Annotated in this window: 15 protein-coding genes; 3 read left to right on the top strand and 12 right to left on the bottom strand. The window is 47.0% G+C overall.

Translation table 11 applies throughout. From position 1 onward, the window contains the following. The coding region (locus RJ47_RS14595; RefSeq protein WP_039484675.1) for an IS4 family transposase at positions 1 to 927 on the top strand (927 nt) is incomplete at its 5' end. A 37-nt stretch (positions 928 to 964) separates the two neighbouring features. Here RJ47_RS14595 and RJ47_RS14590 read toward each other — a convergent pair. The 12 genes from RJ47_RS14590 to RJ47_RS14535 form a co-directional block, all read right to left on the bottom strand. Continuing rightward, positions 965 to 1,831: a universal stress protein gene (locus RJ47_RS14590; protein WP_038188897.1), complete on the bottom strand. Its 867-nt coding sequence runs from the start codon at positions 1,829 to 1,831 to the stop codon at positions 965 to 967. Positions 1,832 to 1,967: 136 nt separating this feature from the next. Next, the gene (locus tag RJ47_RS14585; RefSeq protein ID WP_039484672.1) at positions 1,968 to 2,867 is read right to left on the bottom strand and encodes an AraC family transcriptional regulator; all 900 of its coding nucleotides are present in this window, start codon (positions 2,865 to 2,867) and stop codon (positions 1,968 to 1,970) included. A 189-nt stretch (positions 2,868 to 3,056) separates the two neighbouring features. Further along, positions 3,057 to 3,323, bottom strand: coding sequence for a DUF2999 family protein (locus RJ47_RS14580; protein WP_039484667.1), 267 nt, complete (start codon positions 3,321 to 3,323; stop codon positions 3,057 to 3,059). A 99-nt stretch (positions 3,324 to 3,422) separates the two neighbouring features. After that, positions 3,423 to 4,562, bottom strand: a complete 1,140-nt coding sequence (locus tag RJ47_RS14575) for a lipocalin-like domain-containing protein (RefSeq protein ID WP_039484664.1) — start codon at positions 4,560 to 4,562, stop codon at positions 3,423 to 3,425. Continuing rightward, the gene (locus RJ47_RS14570) at positions 4,562 to 7,087 is read right to left on the bottom strand and encodes an ABC transporter permease (protein WP_039484661.1); all 2,526 of its coding nucleotides are present in this window, start codon (positions 7,085 to 7,087) and stop codon (positions 4,562 to 4,564) included. The genes RJ47_RS14575 and RJ47_RS14570 overlap by 1 nt, the downstream gene beginning before the upstream one ends. Further along, positions 7,074 to 7,799: an ABC transporter ATP-binding protein gene (locus RJ47_RS14565; RefSeq protein WP_039484658.1), complete on the bottom strand. Its 726-nt coding sequence runs from the start codon at positions 7,797 to 7,799 to the stop codon at positions 7,074 to 7,076. The genes RJ47_RS14570 and RJ47_RS14565 overlap by 14 nt, the downstream gene beginning before the upstream one ends. Positions 7,800 to 7,882: 83 nt before the next feature. Then, the gene (locus RJ47_RS14560) at positions 7,883 to 8,515 is read right to left on the bottom strand and encodes an HAD family hydrolase (protein WP_039484655.1); all 633 of its coding nucleotides are present in this window, start codon (positions 8,513 to 8,515) and stop codon (positions 7,883 to 7,885) included. 15 nt (positions 8,516 to 8,530) lie between these two features. After that, positions 8,531 to 9,031 (bottom strand): GNAT family N-acetyltransferase, encoded by a 501-nt coding sequence (locus RJ47_RS14555; RefSeq protein ID WP_039484653.1) that lies wholly within the window; start codon positions 9,029 to 9,031, stop codon positions 8,531 to 8,533. Between the two features lie 33 nt (positions 9,032 to 9,064). Continuing rightward, entirely contained in the window at positions 9,065 to 9,502 is a 438-nt protein-coding gene (locus tag RJ47_RS14550) for a GNAT family N-acetyltransferase (protein ID WP_038136152.1), read from the bottom strand. Positions 9,503 to 9,653: 151 nt separating this feature from the next. After that, positions 9,654 to 14,084, bottom strand: a complete 4,431-nt coding sequence (locus RJ47_RS14545; protein ID WP_039484651.1) for an SslE/AcfD family lipoprotein zinc metalloprotease — start codon at positions 14,082 to 14,084, stop codon at positions 9,654 to 9,656. A 174-nt stretch (positions 14,085 to 14,258) separates the two neighbouring features. After that, positions 14,259 to 14,504, bottom strand: a complete 246-nt coding sequence (locus RJ47_RS14540; protein WP_038135750.1) for a DUF3297 family protein — start codon at positions 14,502 to 14,504, stop codon at positions 14,259 to 14,261. 105 nt (positions 14,505 to 14,609) lie between these two features. Continuing rightward, entirely contained in the window at positions 14,610 to 16,601 is a 1,992-nt protein-coding gene (locus tag RJ47_RS14535) for a peptidase U32 family protein (RefSeq protein WP_039484648.1), read from the bottom strand. 219 nt (positions 16,602 to 16,820) lie between these two features. Between RJ47_RS14535 and RJ47_RS14530 the strand changes: the two genes are divergently transcribed. Both RJ47_RS14530 and RJ47_RS14525 read left to right on the top strand, forming a co-directional pair. Further along, entirely contained in the window at positions 16,821 to 17,660 is an 840-nt protein-coding gene (locus tag RJ47_RS14530; protein WP_231565957.1) for a LysR family transcriptional regulator, read from the top strand. Between the two features lie 188 nt (positions 17,661 to 17,848). After that, positions 17,849 to 19,864: an alkyl sulfatase dimerization domain-containing protein gene (locus RJ47_RS14525; RefSeq protein ID WP_052237960.1), complete on the top strand. Its 2,016-nt coding sequence runs from the start codon at positions 17,849 to 17,851 to the stop codon at positions 19,862 to 19,864. The last annotated feature ends 74 nt before the right edge of the window (positions 19,865 to 19,938 follow it).

The raw sequence follows: 19,938 nt of genomic DNA, 5'->3' as shown, positions 1-19,938 counted from the left end.
TTGTGGCGAACAGAGGATACCAATGATAACGCCGAGGCTTTTGCAAAGCCTACCAATCGTGATGGTAAAGAAACACAGTACCCTCAGCTACGTATGGTGTGCCAGATGGAACTAAGCAGTCATCTAATCACAGGCAGCGCTTTCGACTGTTATACCGTGAATGAAATGACGCTGGCCGAGCAACTAATGGAAACGACTCCCGACAACAGTCTAACCCTTTTCGATAAGGGCTTTTACTCTCTTGGGTTACTTCAAGAGTGGAGCGCTAAAGGTGTAAATCGACATTGGCTCATCCCAATGAAAAAGGGATTAAATTATGAAGTCGTTCAGTCCCTTGGTCGACAAGATAAACTCATTAAACTGAAGAGTAACCCGCAAGCTCGCAAGAAATGGCCAACGCTAGAACATGAAGTTGTTGTCCGTCTAATTACGAGGGTCAAGAATGGCAAGTCATATGATGTTCTTACCTCAATGACCGACCCGATGCTTTACCCAAAATCAGACATAGTTGGTCTTTATGGATACCGCTGGGAAATTGAGCTCGGATACCGAGAACAAAAACAATATATGCTTGGCAACCGACTTACACTAAGAAGTCGACTTCCAGAATTAGTGAAGCAAGAGCTTTGGGGGATCTTGCTAACGTATAACTTAGTCAGGTATCAAATGGTTCAAATGTGTCACACGTTGAATGGAGATTACCTGCCATACCAACTAAGCTTCAACGGTGCATTAGCCCATATTATGCGCTTGCTAGTCGGCCTTCCATACTCGTCACTAGGAGCAATACCTAGGCAACTTCAGAACTTTTACTCAATAAGCGAGAGTTTAATATTAGAGCCAAGACGGGAAAGATCCTTCCCTAGAGTAGTGAAGAAAAAACCAAGCCGATACCCTAGAAAAAACAATGCCGCTCACCTTAAGTGAACGGCATTAGCGTGGTGCTCCCCTTTTTTATGCAATGCTATTTACTCACGAGCATTAAATCACACGGCGGGTTGGCCAGTAACACATCCACGGTACTGCCTGACCAATACCGAGAGAGCGCGATACGTTTGCAAGCGCCCATGGCTAGAATGGATGCGCCAATGGCATCGACGGCATCGGGTAAACCTTCTTCAGGGTTGGCTTTAATCAACCGCAAAGGCAGTTGGTAGAACTTGTTGCTATTGAGAAACTCTTTGATGGCGTGCTTTTGATTGGCGAGAATTTCTTGTGAATAGCGATTTAAGTATGGCGCGACATATTGGCAATATACCAGTGTGGTCGAGGCATTGAGCTTTGCGCCAGTCTCTAAGCTGCGGTCAATAATCGCTTTATCAATGTCCGCATTTTTGTCTCCGCGGTGGAGTGGATCAATGGCGGCGGCAATTTTTATCTCTTGTCCCCATTTGTTCTCCGTCAGTAACAAGACATCGTGACTTTGACGCGCCAACTCCCTAAGTAGCTGCGGTGCTAATACGCCTCGAGAATAATCGACCAAGAACACGTCGGCGCAGTTTTGGTGGTCTTTCGAGAGCTTCTTCTCCCAATTGTTTCCAGAGAGTAAGTCGAAATTAACATCCATTTCTGGGAACTCTATTTCCGCGCAAATTTCTTCAACTAACTCTATTACGGAGGTGCACCACTGCATGAAATAGTCATTATATCGGGCGCTGCTCTCTTCGCCTTTGAGCAAAAAATCGATAAAGGTATGTTCCTCGCTTCGACGGTAATCTTCGGCGTAAATATGAAGCGCTTTATTTGCTGCGTGGGCAAAACGAACGGCTTTTCTTAGCACCCGTCTTGAAGGCTTGGAGGTAACTCTGGTTAACAGATAGATTGAATCCATTTCAATGTCCATATCGTATGAGGAGTCCCCATAACTCCCTATCAATTGATGTATGCGATCGGTTAAGTTTAGTCAAGCCTTATTGAATCTGATGATAAGAAAGCCCGCTCGAACGCAGGCTTTTGAAGAGGTTGGGTTATTTGATTGCGGTGCAGAAACTCACATCCGCATGGTGGGTTTGCGGATCGTAGCTGTGGTAGAGCTCAAAGCATGGTCTGCAGTCGTTTTCCAGTCCAGACTCAATGACTTTGCCCATTAGCTCATCCCACATTTGCGCATATTGATTGACGTCCGTGATGCTCTGGCGCATTACCGCGTATTGGCCGCCTGGGAAGTCTTGCAGTTCGATACCGTTTGCCACTTGTGTATCTTCTGGCACCATCAAGCAGATGTCGGTACGACACTTCTCATCAGGGGTGATTTCTGGGTTGTCATGGTAGATGAAGATGCAGGTATTTCCTGCCAAGCCTTTCATCCCTGCCCATTGATACAAGCGGCCAGATGGCTCTTCATAACCTTGGCCGTAAGGGCCGTTTACGCGAATGTAAGCCAGTTTTGATTTTTCAAAGTTTTGCGTTTCCATTGTGCTGCTCCATGTTGTTGGTGTAGAGCCAGTATATGGATCGCTTGTTGATACTTCGTTTCCATTCTTGCGCAAGGTGTGTCCAATCTTGCTGTTTCGAGCCAGTAAGGCAAACTCTTGATAGTTATCGCAATCTCGAAATGCAGTAGGGGTCACGCCAAAATGCTGTTTGAACGCTTTCGCTAGGCTTTGGGAGCTAGAAAATCCATATTCTAGTGCGACATTTAAAACCGGTTGCTTGGATTTAAATAGCTCATCTGCCGCGGCTTCTAAACGCAGTCTGCGAATAAAATCCGCCAGCGTTTCACCTTGAACTGCTTTAAAGGTGCGATGAAAGTGATACGGTGAAAGATTGGCAAGCGCGGCGACCTCTGGCAGATTTAACGGCTCGTTAAAATGCGTTTCTAGATAGCGAATAACAGGCAATAGTCTTTTTTGGTAATCAACGCGCATTGGTTAGCTCATCCTTGCTAGAGTTGCTCAAAGCCTACCGAATTGAATCAATGTTTCAAGAGTGGTTAGTGAGAAATGCGTGATAGAAATTGGTTGAGTTTGGAGCGCAAAAAGCCGTTAACCCAAATGTTCGGGCGAACGGCTTTTTCTTGATTGAGCGCTAAATGGCTAAGACTTAATTGCGAAAAATTAGTTGCCTTGGCTTTGGCTCTGAAGTTTCTCTTTTGCTTCTTCAACTTTAGAGAAGTCTAAGCCTAGTTCGTCAACGGCTTCTTTGATGAGCGCAGGGTTTTGCATCACTTGTGTCATCAGCATTTGTAGCTTCTCTTGTGGCAAACCCAGTTGGCTGATGGTTGCCATTGCCGCAAGCGGGTTCTGCGTCAGAGTCTGGAAGATTTCGTTGATCTGTTCATCGCTGATGTTGTTCTCTTTCAGCAAGGCGATAATTGGGTTCATCATATTTCCTTTCAATCATTGGATGATACTGCAGCGCAGTGTATGACTTGGTTGCCAGTATTTGTTCTAGCAGAATAATTGGGGCTCCTGCTCAACATTTCAATACCCCGTTAGTTCCATATAGCCAGTCCCAGAATGAGAGCCCTCAATACGTACTGGGCCCTCCCAATAAGGCACTGAAAGCGGCATTTTCGCGTTCTGGTTGAGAGCAGAAACCGTAAGCTCAATTTGTTGATTTGGAATCGACACTTGCCACTGGGTTGGATACGTTCGCCCTTGGATTTCTGTTTGCTTAGTCGCCTTTAACTGAATGTCTTTTTGTGGGATAGCAATGCCAGAGCCCTCTTGGTGCATCAGCTTTGCGCTGGAGTAACTGGCTTGACCGGTTTTGGAATCTCGCAATTGGAACACCACCAAGCTGGTGTCGTCACTCAACCTTAGGGCAAACCAGTCCCAGCCTTGTTGTGAGTCGAGTAAGAATTGCGAGCTCCACTCTCGGTCTATCCAACCTTTGCCGGATACTTGATGGTTTTTGCCGTCGATGGTGACTTCACCGGAGACTTCAATAAACGGTTGGCTGTAGTAATACGAAGCCACCTGACCATCGGCGCTTTTGGTGCTGTACCCTTGCTCGCCTTGCTTTTGATACGGTGCGCTGCTGGTCAGTTTTAGTGAGTAGCCAAACTGCTCTGAATTGGCATTTAGCGTAGCAGGGAAGAGGTCGTTGCTTGAAGAAGTCCACTGCCAATCATCGAGATAAACCCGAAATGGTGAAGTGTCGACGCCGGCTAGAGAGGCTTGAGCGCGTGACCATTTTTCATCGGCGTAGTGTTTGTCCGCGGTCGTGACCGCGCTGTGTGCCATGTAGATTTGCTGAGTCTGCCATTCGGTTTTCTTCACGTCATCTTCGCCCTTTGGCGATGGCGGTGGCGGCGGCGCAGTAGCAAAGCGAAATTGTGTCCATTGAATGCCAAGTGGGTTGCTGTCTTCATCAATTAAGTTAGCGGTTAAGTACCACCATTCATGACGAAAATTCGGGTGCGCTTGATGGTCTGCTGGGAAGGTGAGTTCAACCCCTTTTTCCACGGGTGTGAATAAGTTGCTCTCGCTTTGCGTATCTCCGCTTCCCAGCAACGTGCCCATATTTTGTGTGCTCATATTTTTTTGTTGGGGATCTTCACATCCAAATAGGAATAAGCTGCTTATAAGTAGAGTAAGTTTGCTTGCTAATCGAACCATCACAACACCTCGCTTTGCAAACTGGAGACGACAGGCTTACTGACCAATCGCCACAGCGGAATCAAGGTTGCAATCACTGCCACCAAGATGGTGATCGCCGCAATGCTGAGGGCATCACTCCAATTCCACAGATAATTTAAGCTCCAACCAAAAGCGCGCAAGGTGACGATGTCTGTCAGCACGTAACCCACCATCGCACCGAGGGGCAGGGCGATAACCAGAGTAAAACTGACCAAAGCAACGATCTGTCCGACTACCATGGTCATTAATTTACGACGGCTGACGCCAAGTGCATACAGCCTTGCAATGGCGGCTTTGCGCGCGTCGAGTAACATAAAACAAGCACTGAACAAGCCAATCACTGCGACCATCAACGTCACGCCGTTGAGTGCGCGTGTAATGGCGAAGGTCTGCGAGAAAATATCCAACGCGATGGATTTGATTTGCGCCTGATCGTAGAGCTGACTTGGATGCAGATTCAGTTGCTCGCGCAGTTGGTCGTATACGATTTGTGGGTCACCCGAGACTTTAATGCCAAGGCTTGTCGGCAAGTCGGTAAATCCGCTCTCTTGCCATAATTTAGGTGCTAATAACACTTCACCGTTGGGTGAGCCGTAATCATGGAATACCGCACCCACAAGCAGGTTCTTACTTGGAACGGCATCAAGCGTGAGCTCGCTACCCAGTGATAGACCCAGTTTGACCGCGGTTGGCTCACTGATAGCGACTAACTCACCTTGGTAAAAGCGTGACCAGAAGTTCTCCAAATGCGATTTGAACACCATGGTTTGCTCTAAGGTGTCTTTGTCTTTGGTGCCAAGCAAAATCGGTAAGCCTTGCAGGTTATCGTCGACGTAGTATTGCTTGTAGACGGTCTCAACCTTGTCGAACTGCCCTAATGCGCGCTCTACATCTGCGATTTCCCCTTGGGCAGGGCTGACGTAAATATCGGCGTGCAGTCTTTGTTCTAACCACTGTTTTAGGGTGGATTCAAAGCTGCCCACCAAGGTGTTCATCCCCATATTGGCCGTAACGGCGAGTAACAGCGCCATCATGGCGAGAGAAAGCGGAGAAATCAGCTCACGCAGCTCAGCAAACAGATACTGCATCAAACCAGAACTGGTGCGCTTTTCACACCAATTGGCTAATACGCTGAGTGTTTTGGGCAAGTACAAAGGAATCGACACCACAAGCACGCCGAGCCACGCCATGGTGAAGCGGTGGTGTTCACTCAGCCATAACCCTGCGAGAGCGAGAGTTGTCAACGCAGCACCTATCAAGAACAATTGGTTTTCGTTAGAGGCTTCAGGTGCTTGATAGAATCCACCATGAGAAGAGAGCGGCTGGCGCACTCGCTGTTTAAAGTGCTGCCAACATGCCAATAGGGTGGCAGCTAAAGTGAGCAGCAATGCTTGCGCCCACCATTGCCACTGCCAAGTGCCGGGCAGCAGTGTCGCGCCATAAAGTTGTTCTAGAGTCAGTGCCACGGTCGGATGTAACCAGTGGCTAAGCTGCATGCCCAACACAAAACCTAGCGAAGCACCGATGGTAACCAGAATTGTGAGTTCAACTAACAGCGCAGAGAACACAATGCTCGGCGCAACGCCTGCCTGTTGAATCTGCACTAACAGGCGATTGCGCTTAAGCAAGCTGTACTTTACGCCGTTGTAAGCAATGAACAGCCCGACTAAAAAGGCGAGTAAGCTCATTGCCGTGAGATTGAGGTGAAAGCTGTCGGTCAGCGAGCCAAGGTCGGTACTTTGATTATTGGAAATCCATTGTCCTTGCTCACCAATGATGCTTTGCCATTTTGCTTGCGTGTCTTTATTCCCCTTATCACTCGAACGGAAAACTGCAATATAACTGAGCTGTCCTTGTTTATTGAGCAGTTGCTGGGCAAAGCCAATGTCCATCAACATTCGGCTACCTAACTGCCATTCGTCAGGTAATACAACCACTTGGGTTGGGATGTCGTCTAACGTTATGGTTTCTACCTCTCCTAAGTTTTGATGTTGAGATTGGCTCATCATCACGATTGGCGTGCCGACCAAAAGCTCAGGCAAAGGTAAAGCACTGTCGAACAAAGAGACGTTTTGTTGGTTTTCTGATGACTTTCCGTTTGCAGAGTACCGAGAACGCGATGAGATGGCGGCAATCAACTCGCTGCCTTGTACTGACCAGCGACGCCCTTGTTCATCTCTCACTCGCCCTTCGATTACAGGTAGCGCTGCACTGAGCCCGTTTTGTCTAAGGGTGAAGTAGAGCGATTCAGGCAGATAGTTTTGCCCTGCGGGTGGAATGATTAAGTTCTGAGCTTGTGCGCTAAGCTGCTCGGTAGACTCCGCATAACTGCGCTTGGCATTGAGGTTGATGGCTTGCACCGCAACAAATAAGGTCACAGCCAGCACGATACCGATCAGAATTGCGGCGGCTTGCAGTGGCGCTTGTCGGTAATGTGCCGCAAACAGATTCAGGGCGAGTCGAGTATGAGTGAATCTGGTGTTTGATAGCTTAGCTTGCTTCATGGCGAAGCTCGTGTTTGTCTACTTGATGACTGTTCTGTAGCTGGCTATTTTCCAAGCGCCCATCCTTCAAACATAATTGGGTTTGCATGAACTCAGCGCACTCATGGCTGTGGGTGACTAACAGCACGGCAGTGTTACCTTGGGTGGTGATTTCACTGAGTAGTTTCATCACTTCTAACCCTGCTTTTTGGTCGAGGTTTCCTGTGGGTTCATCAGCAAGCAGAAGTTTGGGTTTGTGGGCAAGTGCACGGGCAATAGCGACGCGTTGTTGTTGACCGCCTGAAAGAGCAGAAACATGCCTGTCGAGAAGTTGGCTGATGCCTAGAGTCTCGACTAAATAATCGCACCAGTCGTTCCATTTCTGTTGATTCAAATTCAGAGGGAAGGCGATGTTTTGCTGCACGTTGAGCGGCGTTAACAGGTTGAATTGCTGGAAGATAACACCGAGTTTTTGGTGTCGAAATCGGCTCCATTGTGGGTCTTTCCAAGCCGCTGTGTTATCACCATCTAACCACAATTCACCATCGGAAAGTGGCTCAAAGCCAGCGATGACATTGAGTAAGGTACTTTTGCCACTACCACTGGCGCCCGTCAGCGCAACACTTGCTCCTGTGTTCAACGTAAAGTCGACGCCTTCCAACACGCGATGTGTCTCTTTGCCATCGACAAAACTTTTGCTGGCGTGTTTAAGTGTGACAAGTGGGCTTTCCATTTCCTCTCCTGACTCTTTTAAGTGTGGCGATCAAAAACTCTTATACTGGCTTTAAAGAAACGTGAGTCACAATCGATGTTAGTTTAAAGATAACGTAGCACACTATGTAGACATGAGAAGTCATTGATTTGCTGGTGATGTTGAGTGCGGTTGCCGACGATGACTAAGTTTATTCCCAACTCTTTGCATGCTTTCACATCCCAACTCGCGTCACCAAAATAGGTCACGGGCAGTTCAGCGCTTTGGTCAGCCTTAGATTGCGCCACGCGCATAATTTGAGTGCGGGAGTGATGATCGTTAGAAGAGGCTATCATTAAGCCATTCGGGTTGAACCCCGCTGACTCCAACTTGAGTTTAGCGGTTTCTCCCCAGCCGCCTGTGGCGATTGACACTATGTGTTGGTCGCTTTGCAGTAGATAAGAAACAAAATCTCTTGCACCTGGGATTTCTTTAGCCGGCTCATCTCGTAGCGTATTGGCGATGTTGCGAATGAAGACGGGTTTTACTAAACGTTCTAACGTTTCGAAAGAGTAGTGGGGAGCCTGTCTTTCGACAAAGGTTTGCAGAATGCCTTTGTCGGTTGCGTGGGGATAAGCCTCCCAATCGCTCGAAAGGGTTAGGCCTGTGACTTCTTGTACCGCGGACACAAAACATTGCTCATCGAGCTCGTAGGACTGAATCAGCGTACCATCAATATCTAGCATGACATGGTTCATAGCGGGCTCCTCTAATTATCGAGCGACGGAGTAAGTCAAAAGATCGTCAAACTCGCCATAGAGTCCGGTATTGGGATCTGCTGTCATTCCTAGTTTTTTGATGATCGCCAATGAGGCTAAGTTTTGCTTTAAGGCGACACCATAAATCTTGTCTAGCGCTTGGGTCTTGAAGGTTTCCGAAATCACGGCGTTGGCGGCTTCAAAGACATAACCTTTGCCCTGATAACGGGGAAGGATAGCGTAGCGCACATCACTAAACCTTGGATCGGCGCATTGTTCTACACCGACATACCCAATCTTAATGTTAGGTTTTGCTTTCTCATAAATGATGTAGGTGCCATAGCCATGCTGCCAATGAGCAAGGCGTTTTTCCGTGTATAACTTAATTTCATCTTCCGTATACGCGCTGCCTTTGGGAAGGTATTTGGTTAAAGCATCTGAACCTAGAATCTCAAGGAAGATATCGAGATCACCTTCTGTTGCAGGTTTGAGAATTAGGTGCTGAGTGAAGAGCATAGATGTCCTTATTATTACTGCTAGAGCGCTGGGCTATGGATAGAGTTCTAGCTCGTGCTCAAATTTGTTTTCACCTACTTTCTCAAAACCGAGTCGTTGATACAACTTGTAAGCGGGATTGGTTTTGATAACGCTTAAACCAACCACTGCATTGGTTATTTTTGCTTTTTCTATCAGTGAGTAGATCAGTTGGCTACCAACTTGTAAGTTCTGATAGCCTGGGTGGATTTGAATTTGGATCAGGTACCACAGGTTTTGTTCTTTTTGGTACTCGGTTTTAAACAACCCAATCGGAGTGTCATCAAGGTTGATGATCTGCGCGCAATCAAATTTGTATTGAATTCGGTCTACATAGGCTTCGTAAGTGGTTGGCATACCGGCATCTTCGAGGTAATCGCGCATGGTTGCATGGCGTAGATTGATCAGAAAGTCCAAATCTGAGGGGAGCGCTTTTCTCAATGTAAGCTTCATATCTTCGTCCGTAAAGTTAATATTCATTTTGGTGCATATTGCCATCATTGAGTTTGTGAAACAAATTTTGTTTGAAATCTGACCAAAGAAAAAGCGCACGTAGACGAGAGCCTAACATGCGCTTTGTGCTTTTTGCTGAGATGACTGCTGCTTAGTTTGGAGCGTAGTCGAGTGAGTTTACTGTAAGTGGCGACGCTTGCGGCTTACTTAGCTTGAGTGTCTCTAGCATAGTTAAGGCCGCTTGGCTTATAGGACCTTGATACACTTTATGACCATCTGGGTTGGTCATTGAGGTTTCACCAACGTTCCATGCGTTGAAAAATTCACTCAAATCGTAGCCTGATACGTAAGAGCTACATACCATCATTAAGTCCCCGCCAGACAAGCCGGTTTCTGAAGAACTGCAGTAGTTTTTGCCTTCATCTCCTTGCGAATCACCACGCGCTTTACGGTGCATTAGCTTGAACATGTTCCAGCCTTCATCGCTGCCATACACCGCTGGTTTTTCGGCGTCTGGGTACCAGTTATCGATTTTGAAATGGTGTTTAGCCCAGATTTTCAGTTGACCGAACATCACCAGACGCATACCCGCATCGCCGTGAGACCAAGCGTGTCCATTGTTAGAGCTTAGCCAAATTGGTGCTTTTTTGATGTCGGTGCGAATACGATCCATCTCTGGGTTGTTGTTGCGACCTTCAAGCTCTTGCATGTACAGGGCCAGCACATTGTTGGTTACCTCTGTACTTCCAGCAGCCGTGAAAGGTGCGGCAGCGAGGTTGTGACCGACTTCATGCCACAACAACCAATCGTCCATTGCGTTGGTCGGGACGTTAGTGCTATTGGCATTGAAACCAGAGTTCATGACCGGATAGCCCGAGTGAGCGGCGCCGATAGAAATCTGCACGTCATTGACGAATCGATGTCGAAACTCTTTGAGCTCTGGGTAGGTGAAGCGGCGATGTAGGCCGTCTGCCGTGGTCTCATCCCTGCCATAGAAGTCACTTGCCGCATCTGCGAAGCGGTTCATCTCCTTGGCGAATTTATCCAAATCTAGGTTTTCTAGATTTTTAACCGCCGTGGTGTAGATGAATGAACCCGTATCCACTTCGGCGATCGGTGCCGTTGCCAAATCTGGAGAGTTTATCCACTCGCCTTCTTTCCACCACGCTGCTTTTTCTACGCCTTCGAAATTGAAGGTGACTTCACCCAGTTCTGTCTCTTTGGGTTGAACATAGATCAAGCCACCGTATGGAGCCTTGAAGGTCAACGTTGAACCATCGTAGTGATAGCTTGTTTGCATTCTCGGCGGGCGTTTCAAGCTTACTTCATGGCGTGGTTTACCCGTTAAATCATCGGCCATCATTACGGTAATGGTTGCCGCTACGCCGCCGCTTACAGAAACGTCTTGCAACTGAGGTGCCCATAGACCTGTGGATTGTCGGTTGCCTGCCGAGTAGGAGACCGCTTGCCCGTCGGTTTGGATATTGATTGATTCATTGCCACCAAAGCCCGGCGTTTTCCCTGGGTATTGAGTGGTGTCTACCGTAATGTCGAAGTCCCAGAATGAACGCCCTAACATAATACGAGTCAGAGGTTTTTCCATGTAGTTAAGGGGGTAGCTAGGGTTGAGTTGTCCTGCAAACTCACCTTCACCATGAAGCATGTTGTTTGCAACCAGCGATGCTTTGAGATCAACGGGGCAGTTTGCTTCGCCAGCGTTTGGCTGATGTTTGCCATCGGTATAACAGTTGAGGAACTGAACGGCTTGCTTAAAGCCAAGTTCGTCTTGAATATTACTCTCGTAGCGGTAGGGGTTGTCGTTCCACATCCAGATAGAGAGGTTGTCGTAAGTTTGGTTTAACTCTGTACTTGATAAACGCACGCCCTGTTTACCTTTAGTTCGGTAATAGATCTCGTGGTTGTACAGAGCGGTAAAGTTTGCCCCTAGATTCGCGGCTTTAACCATGCTACTGATAACCGATGGGCTGACTTCATAACGGTCGAAATCGGCACGATAGTAGTTACCACGAACAGTGAAACCATCCCCTTGGCGTGTCTCAATACAGTTAAACTCGTATTGATAGTCGTTACTACAAACGGGTGTCCCCTCGAAAGCGGTTTGTAGCTCTTCAATGGCGGCTAAGCGTTCTGCTTCGCTCTTAACAAAAATACGAGCGTGCTTAGTTATTTTGACTATTTGCCCTTCATCATCCAGAACAGGCTTGCCGTTTTCGTCCAGCTTGACCACTTCATAAGTCGGAATTTCGAACTTGATCTTGGTTTCATCTTTTATCCATTCAACACTGCCATTTTGATGGACGGTGAACGGCGGTTTGCCATCCACATCTTGGAATCGCTCTAACACCACCATATCGTGTTGGCTTTTAACATGTAGATTTGGGTACATGCTTTGGCAATAGTAAGACGAGCCGCAGAAAGCTTGGTTGGTTGGCGTCACGTTTTCTCCGCCAACGGATATACCGGCAGCGTCCGCTAAGCGGCCAATTGGCTCAGGGTTTGCGGTTTGCAGCGCTTCCATAAACAGCACGTTGCCGCCATCGTTGATGTACTTAATCAACGCCGTGATGTCACGTTGGCTGAGGTTGGGGTTGTCTAAGTCTGCAACGAACTGGTAGGTCATACCGTCGCCGATGATGCGTTTTGGATACGCCTGCAGCAACAGGATAGGTGTTTGCTTTGCATCAAGCCCGCTGAGTCCATTTTTACCCAAGGTGGTCAATGCGCCAAAGCCAAATTCTGGATTAACAAAGAAGTCGTATTCTAAACCCGACTGTGAGTTATGGTGTGCGGCGTACGCTTTGGTTATGTTGGTCGCAATGTTTAATCCGGCTACCGATTCGCCTTTGTTAAACCATTGGAACAGGTTAGAGAAGAACCGCTTCATTGCCCCGTTATCGTCATGCAATGTATTCACTGCACTGTTGATAGAACATGTTTGTGTTTTGCTATCGATCTTTAAGGCGCGATCTGCCCAATAACTCTCAGGGCACGACAATATACTCGGGTACAAGCCGTTACCCATAAATACCACTTTGCCTTGGCCAATTTCACCCGCTGTAACGAATGGAAATCCGTAAGTTGCATTGTCTTCAGACACGGTTGGGATCGCTGGCATGTCTATGGTTGGATGCTCCGCAATGTATGGTCTGCCCTCGCGTGTCCATGCTTGTTGCTCGCCAAAATTGAGTTCTCGGTTTTTGTCCGCGCGAGGCATCATGATTGGGAAAGCACGGTTAGACAGGTTGAGAGCACGCATACCGCGTGTGTAACCCGTTGCCCCATAGAAGCTGCCGTTGTCATTGAATACATGGAAGGTGTTCACGTTGCGAAAGATAGCATTCAAGGATTCAGTCACGTATTTACCACTGTCCAAGGAAAGCACCGCTGGCTGGTGGAAAGCTCTGCTAAATGGCGTGGTTTGATTGAGCTCCCCATCAATATCTGCGGTTAGCCCGCTACTAAACTGGGCTTCAAATTCGTTAGGTAGCGCAAAATCAGAACCGTCAATAATGCCGCCATTCGGTAGGCTTAGATTAATGAGTTCGTTGATGACATTTGGATAGCGAGCAAAGGTTTGTTGCACCTTCTCGCTAATTTCCAAATTGTTTGTGTTAGAGGTGGCGTAACGATCAAGTAGCGATTGGATGTTGGCTTTTACCACCTGATTATCGGTGACATCTGTGAGTTTATAGTCGATTTGGTTGCCTGTTAGTTTGCCAAATTCAAACGTATCGATACCGAATGTGATGGTATCGCCCCACAAGTATTCGAATTCGCCATTTTCGTCCGTGATGCCTGTAGAGTTGGCTGAGAAATAACTGATACCACTGATGGCTTGGCCGTTTTCATCCGTCAGCTTGCTTCGCGTCAGCACTTTACCTTCGCTGCTTGGCTTATAAACGTAGCTCTCTTCCGCAGATGCAGAAACAAAGTTAGAGTGCAGGTTGTTACTTGCGTCTGGATCGACTGCTGGCACGACATCTTCATCGACGTGAGAGCTTGGCGCTTTATCCACTTCATCGGTCGACTCTTGTTTCTTATTGTCTAGGTAGTCATCAACAACTTGATTGTCATTAAGGTGCTGATAAACATCTTCAATATCGAAAGCGTCTATTTCGTTAAGGCAGATTTCACTGTTGCTGTCGCAGGCATCGATCGATTGAAGGACTTTGGTTACGTTTTGGCCATGTAACTGACTTAAATCAAACGATGTTGTGATGTTGTCATTGAATGTGGCGTTGCGCGAATCACTTGGGAAAGGTGCAATAAATTCACCGAGTTGGACATGTCCCAAAGTACAACTGAACGAGGTGCCCTGTTTAACTTCAAACGTACCTTGGCTAAGAACGCTGCCATTACACTCCACTTCTCCCGATACCGTTTGACCTGAAGCAAGCAGTGAGCCGATGTAAGTGACAGGAGGGATGATGTCTGTCGGAGGAATGGTTTCTATTGGCGGTTGAGGATCAGGAGAGACAGGAATGTCGTCTATGGTGATTTTGTCGTGACAGCCTGTCATGGTGATGGTGGCTATCGAAAGTGCAAGTAAGGTTCTTTTCATAATCTACTGGTTTTATAACGTGAACCAGTATTCTAAGTGCTTATTTTATCTATATTTATCAAATGTTTTAATCATCACAAGTAAAGATCTTTATGGTTTGAAAAGATGGCTTTTTGCGACGAACAAAAAAGCCACTCAACTGAGTGGCTTTCGTTAAATTAGGCTAAGTCTGACTTAGATGTAGTACGCTTCTACTTCGCCTTTAAGTTGGATAAGCATAGGGTTACCGTAGCGGTCTTTTGCTTTTGGAGACGCAATTTTTACCCAGCCTTCGCTTACGCAGTACTCTTCAACGTCTGTGCGCTCTTTGCCTTTAAAGCGAATACCGATCTGGTGATCGAAGCACTCTTTTACAAAGAATGGGCTACGTGGGTTGCCTGATAGGCGATCTGGTAGAGCTGGTTTAGCTGTATCTGTCATTTTTTGTGACCTTGAAGTCCGTAGAAAAAGTGCGCCATTGTAGTCATAGCTTGGTCTTGGTTCAAGCCATCAAATGACGCGAATTAGAAGCGAGCAAAGCTTTTGTTATAACCCCTTTAAATATTGTGCGTTTGCCGTAGGTTGAATTATATCGTTGAGCGTTTGGGCACGCTCTGAGTTTGGTTCTTTTAGCGCAAGTAAAAATGCATCGACTAACTCTGGCTTACTCACCGATACTTTGGTTTCTGTTTGAATATCGCGCAGGTCAATCAACACGTCAGTCAACAGCTGCGGTAAATCTTGCAGCACTTGCAGATTGAGGACGTTGTACTCGCTGTAGATCGCGTTATGACTGCCTTTTTGCTTTTGTACCACGTACGGGTTGTCTTTTAGGTTGATGATGGACGTGCGCTTGTCGCAGCGCTTCAAACAGCCTTTATTGACTTTAATCTTGCGACAGCCTTCGGTTTGTTGGAACAAACATTGGCGACTGGTGAGCAGAGTGTTTGGGTGGTAAATGCTGTAGTAGCTGCGCATGTTGTGTGGTCGCTTAATGTGGCGCATCTGCTTCATGTTCAGCTCGTTAGAGATAAACGCACCGCTTGCGGCGAACTCTTCTTGTAAACACTTGAACGAGTACGAGTTCACCGTGTTCATTTGCGGGCCTGCAACCCAACCTAAACCTAGCTCTTGAGCCAACATGCCCACGCCAGAGTTATTGGTGATCGACAGCGCTGGTTTTACGGCTTCTAAGAATGCACGTGCGGCTTGGTAATCGTCACCAATCAAAATGGCGGGGAACCAAGGTTTCAATCTTGGGTTTGCTTGGAACAATTCAATCATCGCATTCAGCTCACCGGCCAATCCCATTGGTAGCTGGAAGTAGACATCGACATTGCTGTTTTCGCATAGTGCGGTATCTTCTACTGATGAAATCAATACCGATAGCCTAGGAGCGCCTTCGCGCATTTGTGGCGCAGGCAACGTTGGCAAAGTGGGGACATCAATTGCGCCTTTTAGGCTGCTGGCATAGCCTTGCGTTGAAGTCACATCAAAATCTTGAGTCTTCTCTGCAACCTTCTCAATGATCGCGGTTTTGTCGTCGTAGAGCTTCTTCTTCACGCCTTGTACATCATCGGCGGATTCGCATTTGTAGATCTTCGAGAAATGTTTCACCGCGTGGTCACGAGGGTTGTCGATGTACATCGCTTTACCAAAGTCGCCTTGCAAAAACGCGTTGGAGAAATCGCGATTGAAAACGGTGTAAAGCTCAGTGGTGTCGCTTGACAGTTCTACTCCATCACACAAGCGGTCAATCTGTTTACGCCAGTTATCGACCACGGTGTAAACGTAGTGAGATTTCTTAATGCGGCCTTCCACTTTCAACGAATACACGCCCGCATCGGCAAGGGCTTCTAAATCGCCAAATGCCGAGTTGTCTTTCATATTGAGTGGGTAACTATTGCCTGTTTTGGTGGTTTCGTACTGCTCACGACAAGGTTGGCTGCAACGACCACGGTTGCCCGAAGCGCCGTTACGTGCCGAGCTGATGTAACAGATGCCAGAGAAACCAATGCAGTATGAGCCGTGGACAAACACTTCCATCATCACATCGTGTTCACGACCAAACTGAGCTAAATGCTTAATCTCATTGATGTTCAATTCACGAGAGAGATTCACGCGGCTGGCCGTTAGCTGGTTAAGAAACAGGATCTGACCTTCATTGTGCGTATTGAGCTGGGTCGAAGCGTGTACGTCTAGATCTGGGAAATGATTCTTGAGGATGTAAGCCAAGCCAAGATCTTGCACGATGACGCCATCAATTGCGGTTGTGTTTAATTGGCTGAGCAAACGCACGATGGCTGGAATTTCGCTTTCCAGAATCAACACGTTTAGAGTCAGGAAGATCTTACAATCGTGCTGATGCGCGATCTGCAACACGCCATTTAAGTTATCTAAAGTGAGGTTGGTCGCTCGGTTGCGGGCATTAAAGCGGTCTAGTCCGCAGTATATGGCATCGGCACCTGCAGCAATAGCGGCTTTGATGGAATCCAGATCGCCACCCGGGGCTAATAACTCAAATTGATCGCGTGTCACTATTTATCTCTTACTCAACATGAACGTGAGCACGCATTCTACGGGGTTCAAAAATGTGATGTTGGTCTAGTTCACTTTTTATTAATCTGGGTCAATAAGATTTTATTGCTTCTGCAGTGTCAATGAGAGGTAAATCATAGCTAATAACTTTGTTTGAGCAATCTATGGGTAAAAGTGTATGGTGTCTGTATCCCCTTATCGAGAGTGTAAACAGTAGCAATGATGAACCTAAACTTTATCAAGCATTTCTTAGCGGTTTATGATTTTGGCAGCATTACCAAGGCAGCTGAACATCTGGATATGACCCAACCTTCTATGAGTAGTGCGATCAAAAAGTTTGAAGAGAGTTATGGTCAACCATTGTTTGTGAAACTTGGCAGGACAATCCAGCCAACTGCGGCAGCGGATTCCCTTGCTTATCAAATGCGGCCGATTATGGAGCAACTGAATCAAGCGCTTTATATGCCGCGCCAACTGATTGTTAGTGGGCCTGAGATTATTCTCCAGTCACTGCCGAACATGCAGGGCGTATTGTTAACAGAAAGCCCCGCGATTGAGTATCGCATGCTAGATAAAATTCGCTCTGGTGAAGTGGATATGCTGTTTGATGATATCACCGTGGATGATCATACCTTTGTAACAGAAGAGGTTCGAGACTATAAGATTGGTTTTGCTTGTCGTAAAGATCACCCATTTATTGGGGGCACACTCTCTATGGCGCAGTTCGATCAAGCTGATCACATCCGCTTGAGGCTCCAAGACCGAAATGTCGGCGCACTGGAGGCTCGAACCGAGCAATCTTTTAGGCGGCGTATTGTGCGAGAAGTCACTGGGCCGTCGAACCTTCTACTGAGTGTTAGAAATACGGATGCAATCTGTATTGTGGCGGAAAGCATGTTTGGTTTAGCGCAGGAGCTTGGACTCAAGGTTTTAGAGCCACCATTCCCCATCCGCCCGTATCAACTGAAACTCATCTATCATCGCCGGAATCTGACCAATCAAGCTCATAAGGATGCCCGAGAGAGCATCAAACGCTGCCTAAAACAGCCACTCAGTTGAGTGGTTTTTTTTAGCCGAGTTAAATAACAACACATAGATAATAACTATGTATTGAATAGTCGCTGGTCAATGGTTAACCACACGTCACCATCTTAATATTACCTCATCAACAACGCAGACGGATTTGAAGCGAATTGGTAAGGACACCCGAATCGATTAATCCAAAATTATTGTTTCAGGGTAATATTATGAAAAAGTCTATCGTTGCTTTATCTATCTTGGTTGCTTTTGGCGCATCAGCACATTCTCATGAAGCGTCAGAGCGTTTGACTCATGGCGACCACAGCCACGCTTTCGACATCAGTGACTACAACATCATCATTTCAGATAACTATGACCCAGTGAAAAATGGTGTGAAATTTGTTGAGCCTAAGTTCTCAGCAGAGAAAAACAGCTATGTTCAGCTTTCTGATAAAGATGTCTCTGGGCAGTTCCCTGAAATCATCTGGCGCGGTGAGCCTCTGTTTACACCTCAGTACTCAGAAGAGAACATGCAAGCGGCATTGAAAGAGGGCAAAATCCACCCAGAACTTGCTGAGATGGAACAGCACCTGACACAGCCTGTTATCTTCAAACTTAGCGACCGTATGTACAACGCCTATGGTTTTGAAGGCGCATCAATTACCTTTATTCAAGGTGATGAAGGCTTGATTATTGCTGATGCTGGTTCGGCGAAAGAGACAGCAGAAGCCATGCTAGCGGCTTATCGCCAAGCAACTGGAGATGAGCGTGAAGTGCACACTATTTTCTACACACACCACCACCCAGATCAGTGGGCTGGTAGTGAAGGTTTAACGACTCGTGAGCGTTTTGAAGCGGGAGAAATCAATGTAATTGCTCATGCCGATTTCCAACGCAAAATGAACGAAGAGTCGGGTATTTACCTTAACCAACAATCAATTCGTACTGGCTATGCATTTGGTGCATTCCTACAGCGTGACAACGAGTACGACAAAGGTGTGAACCAAGGCGTAGGCTACCCGTCAGAAGTGATTATGCGCTCTCAGAATAAGAACTTCTTTGCGCCAAATATCTTAGTTGATGACTTGCTGATTCTTGAAGTGGATGGTTTAACGCTTGAGTTCTTCCATACCCCTGGTGAAGCACCAGATGGCGTAGGACTTTATGTTCACGAAACTGGCGACATGGTTGGCGGCGATACTATCCAAGGTGAAACGCTACCAAACCTCTACACCATTCGCGGTGCAGAATACCGTGATGGTCTAGAGTGGGCAGATTCTATCGACCGTATGCGTCGTTACCACCCGTCAGCTTTGTCTTTGCACCATGGTCGTTCGGCGGTAGGGGTTGACCGTGTAGAAGATGTGATGAAGGCGTATGCAGACAGCTTACGTTACATGCAAGACCAAACCGTACGTTTCATCAACAAAGGTTACACCATGCATGAGCTTTCTGACTCTATCCGTTTACCAGAAGAGCTGAAAGACCATGACTACTTGCGCCCGCTTCGTGGCTCTGAGTACCAAAACGTTGCCAACATCTATGCAGGTAATGTGGGTTGGTTTAACGGTGACGCATCAGAGTTTGCTAAGCCTGCTCATAAAGATATGGCACAAATGTACGTTGATATGATGGGCGGTGATGCCAAGATCAAGAAAGCGGCAGAGCAGTTCATCAAAGAGCACAAATACGGTGAAGCGATGCAAGTGCTTACTCATGTTATTCGTGTTGACCACCAAGACATGGACGCTCGTGAACTGAAAGCACAAGCGATGGAAAACTGGGCGTGGGAGCAATCGGTACCAGGCTGGCGCCACTGGGGTTTAACCGGTGCAGCTGAGCTACGTGGCCAACTTGATGGTGTGCTCGATACGATGAACTTCTTTGGTGACGCGAGCAAATTTGTCGATGCGCCAACCGATGATGTGATTAGCTTAATCCCAACTCGCCTGAAAGCGGAAGAGTTAAAAGCTGATGAAACCATCGTTATCAATATTGATATTGAAGGGGCGAGCTACTTGATTAATGTGTCAAATCGCACCATGGCAATCGACAAGATGCACGCAGACAATGCCGACTTAACGGTGAAAGTATCGAAAGCTGATTTTGTTCACCTGTTCTTAGTCAAAGATTTGAGTGTTAAAGAGTCATCGGCAAAAGCAGTCAAAGGAGACTTAAACAAGCTGCAACGCCTAGTGGATGTGACAGACGTATTTTCTCCATTCTACCTACACGTTCGATAACCCAATTATCGGATACCAGATGAGGCAGGGATGCCTCATCTTTCTTTTATTGGGAAATCAAATGGGGTAAGACA

Source organism: Vibrio sinaloensis (assembly GCF_000808535.1).
GTDB classification, from domain to species: domain Bacteria; phylum Pseudomonadota; class Gammaproteobacteria; order Enterobacterales; family Vibrionaceae; genus Vibrio; species Vibrio sinaloensis_D.
Note: the sequence above shows the minus strand (reverse complement) of the source record. Positions and strands in the feature narration are given on the sequence as shown.

Bases quoted from the DNA above. Each gene is read 5' to 3' on its own strand.
- RJ47_RS14540 (WP_038135750.1), bottom strand. From the start codon at position 14,504: ATGACAGATACAGCTAAACCAGCTCTACCAGATCGCCTATCAGGCAAC.
- RJ47_RS14530 (WP_231565957.1), top strand. From the start codon at position 16,821: ATGATGAACCTAAACTTTATCAAGCATTTCTTAGCGGTTTATGATTTT.
- RJ47_RS14580 (WP_039484667.1), bottom strand. From the start codon at position 3,323: ATGAACCCAATTATCGCCTTGCTGAAAGAGAACAACATCAGCGATGAA.
- RJ47_RS14560 (WP_039484655.1), bottom strand. From the start codon at position 8,515: ATGAACCATGTCATGCTAGATATTGATGGTACGCTGATTCAGTCCTAC.
- RJ47_RS14570 (WP_039484661.1), bottom strand. From the start codon at position 7,087: ATGAAGCAAGCTAAGCTATCAAACACCAGATTCACTCATACTCGACTC.
- RJ47_RS14590 (WP_038188897.1), bottom strand. From the start codon at position 1,831: ATGGATTCAATCTATCTGTTAACCAGAGTTACCTCCAAGCCTTCAAGA.
- RJ47_RS14545 (WP_039484651.1), bottom strand. From the start codon at position 14,084: ATGAAAAGAACCTTACTTGCACTTTCGATAGCCACCATCACCATGACA.
- RJ47_RS14550 (WP_038136152.1), bottom strand. From the start codon at position 9,502: ATGAAGCTTACATTGAGAAAAGCGCTCCCCTCAGATTTGGACTTTCTG.
- RJ47_RS14575 (WP_039484664.1), bottom strand. From the start codon at position 4,562: ATGGTTCGATTAGCAAGCAAACTTACTCTACTTATAAGCAGCTTATTC.
- RJ47_RS14555 (WP_039484653.1), bottom strand. From the start codon at position 9,031: ATGCTCTTCACTCAGCACCTAATTCTCAAACCTGCAACAGAAGGTGAT.
- RJ47_RS14585 (WP_039484672.1), bottom strand. From the start codon at position 2,867: ATGCGCGTTGATTACCAAAAAAGACTATTGCCTGTTATTCGCTATCTA.
- RJ47_RS14525 (WP_052237960.1), top strand. From the start codon at position 17,849: ATGAAAAAGTCTATCGTTGCTTTATCTATCTTGGTTGCTTTTGGCGCA.
- RJ47_RS14565 (WP_039484658.1), bottom strand. From the start codon at position 7,799: ATGGAAAGCCCACTTGTCACACTTAAACACGCCAGCAAAAGTTTTGTC.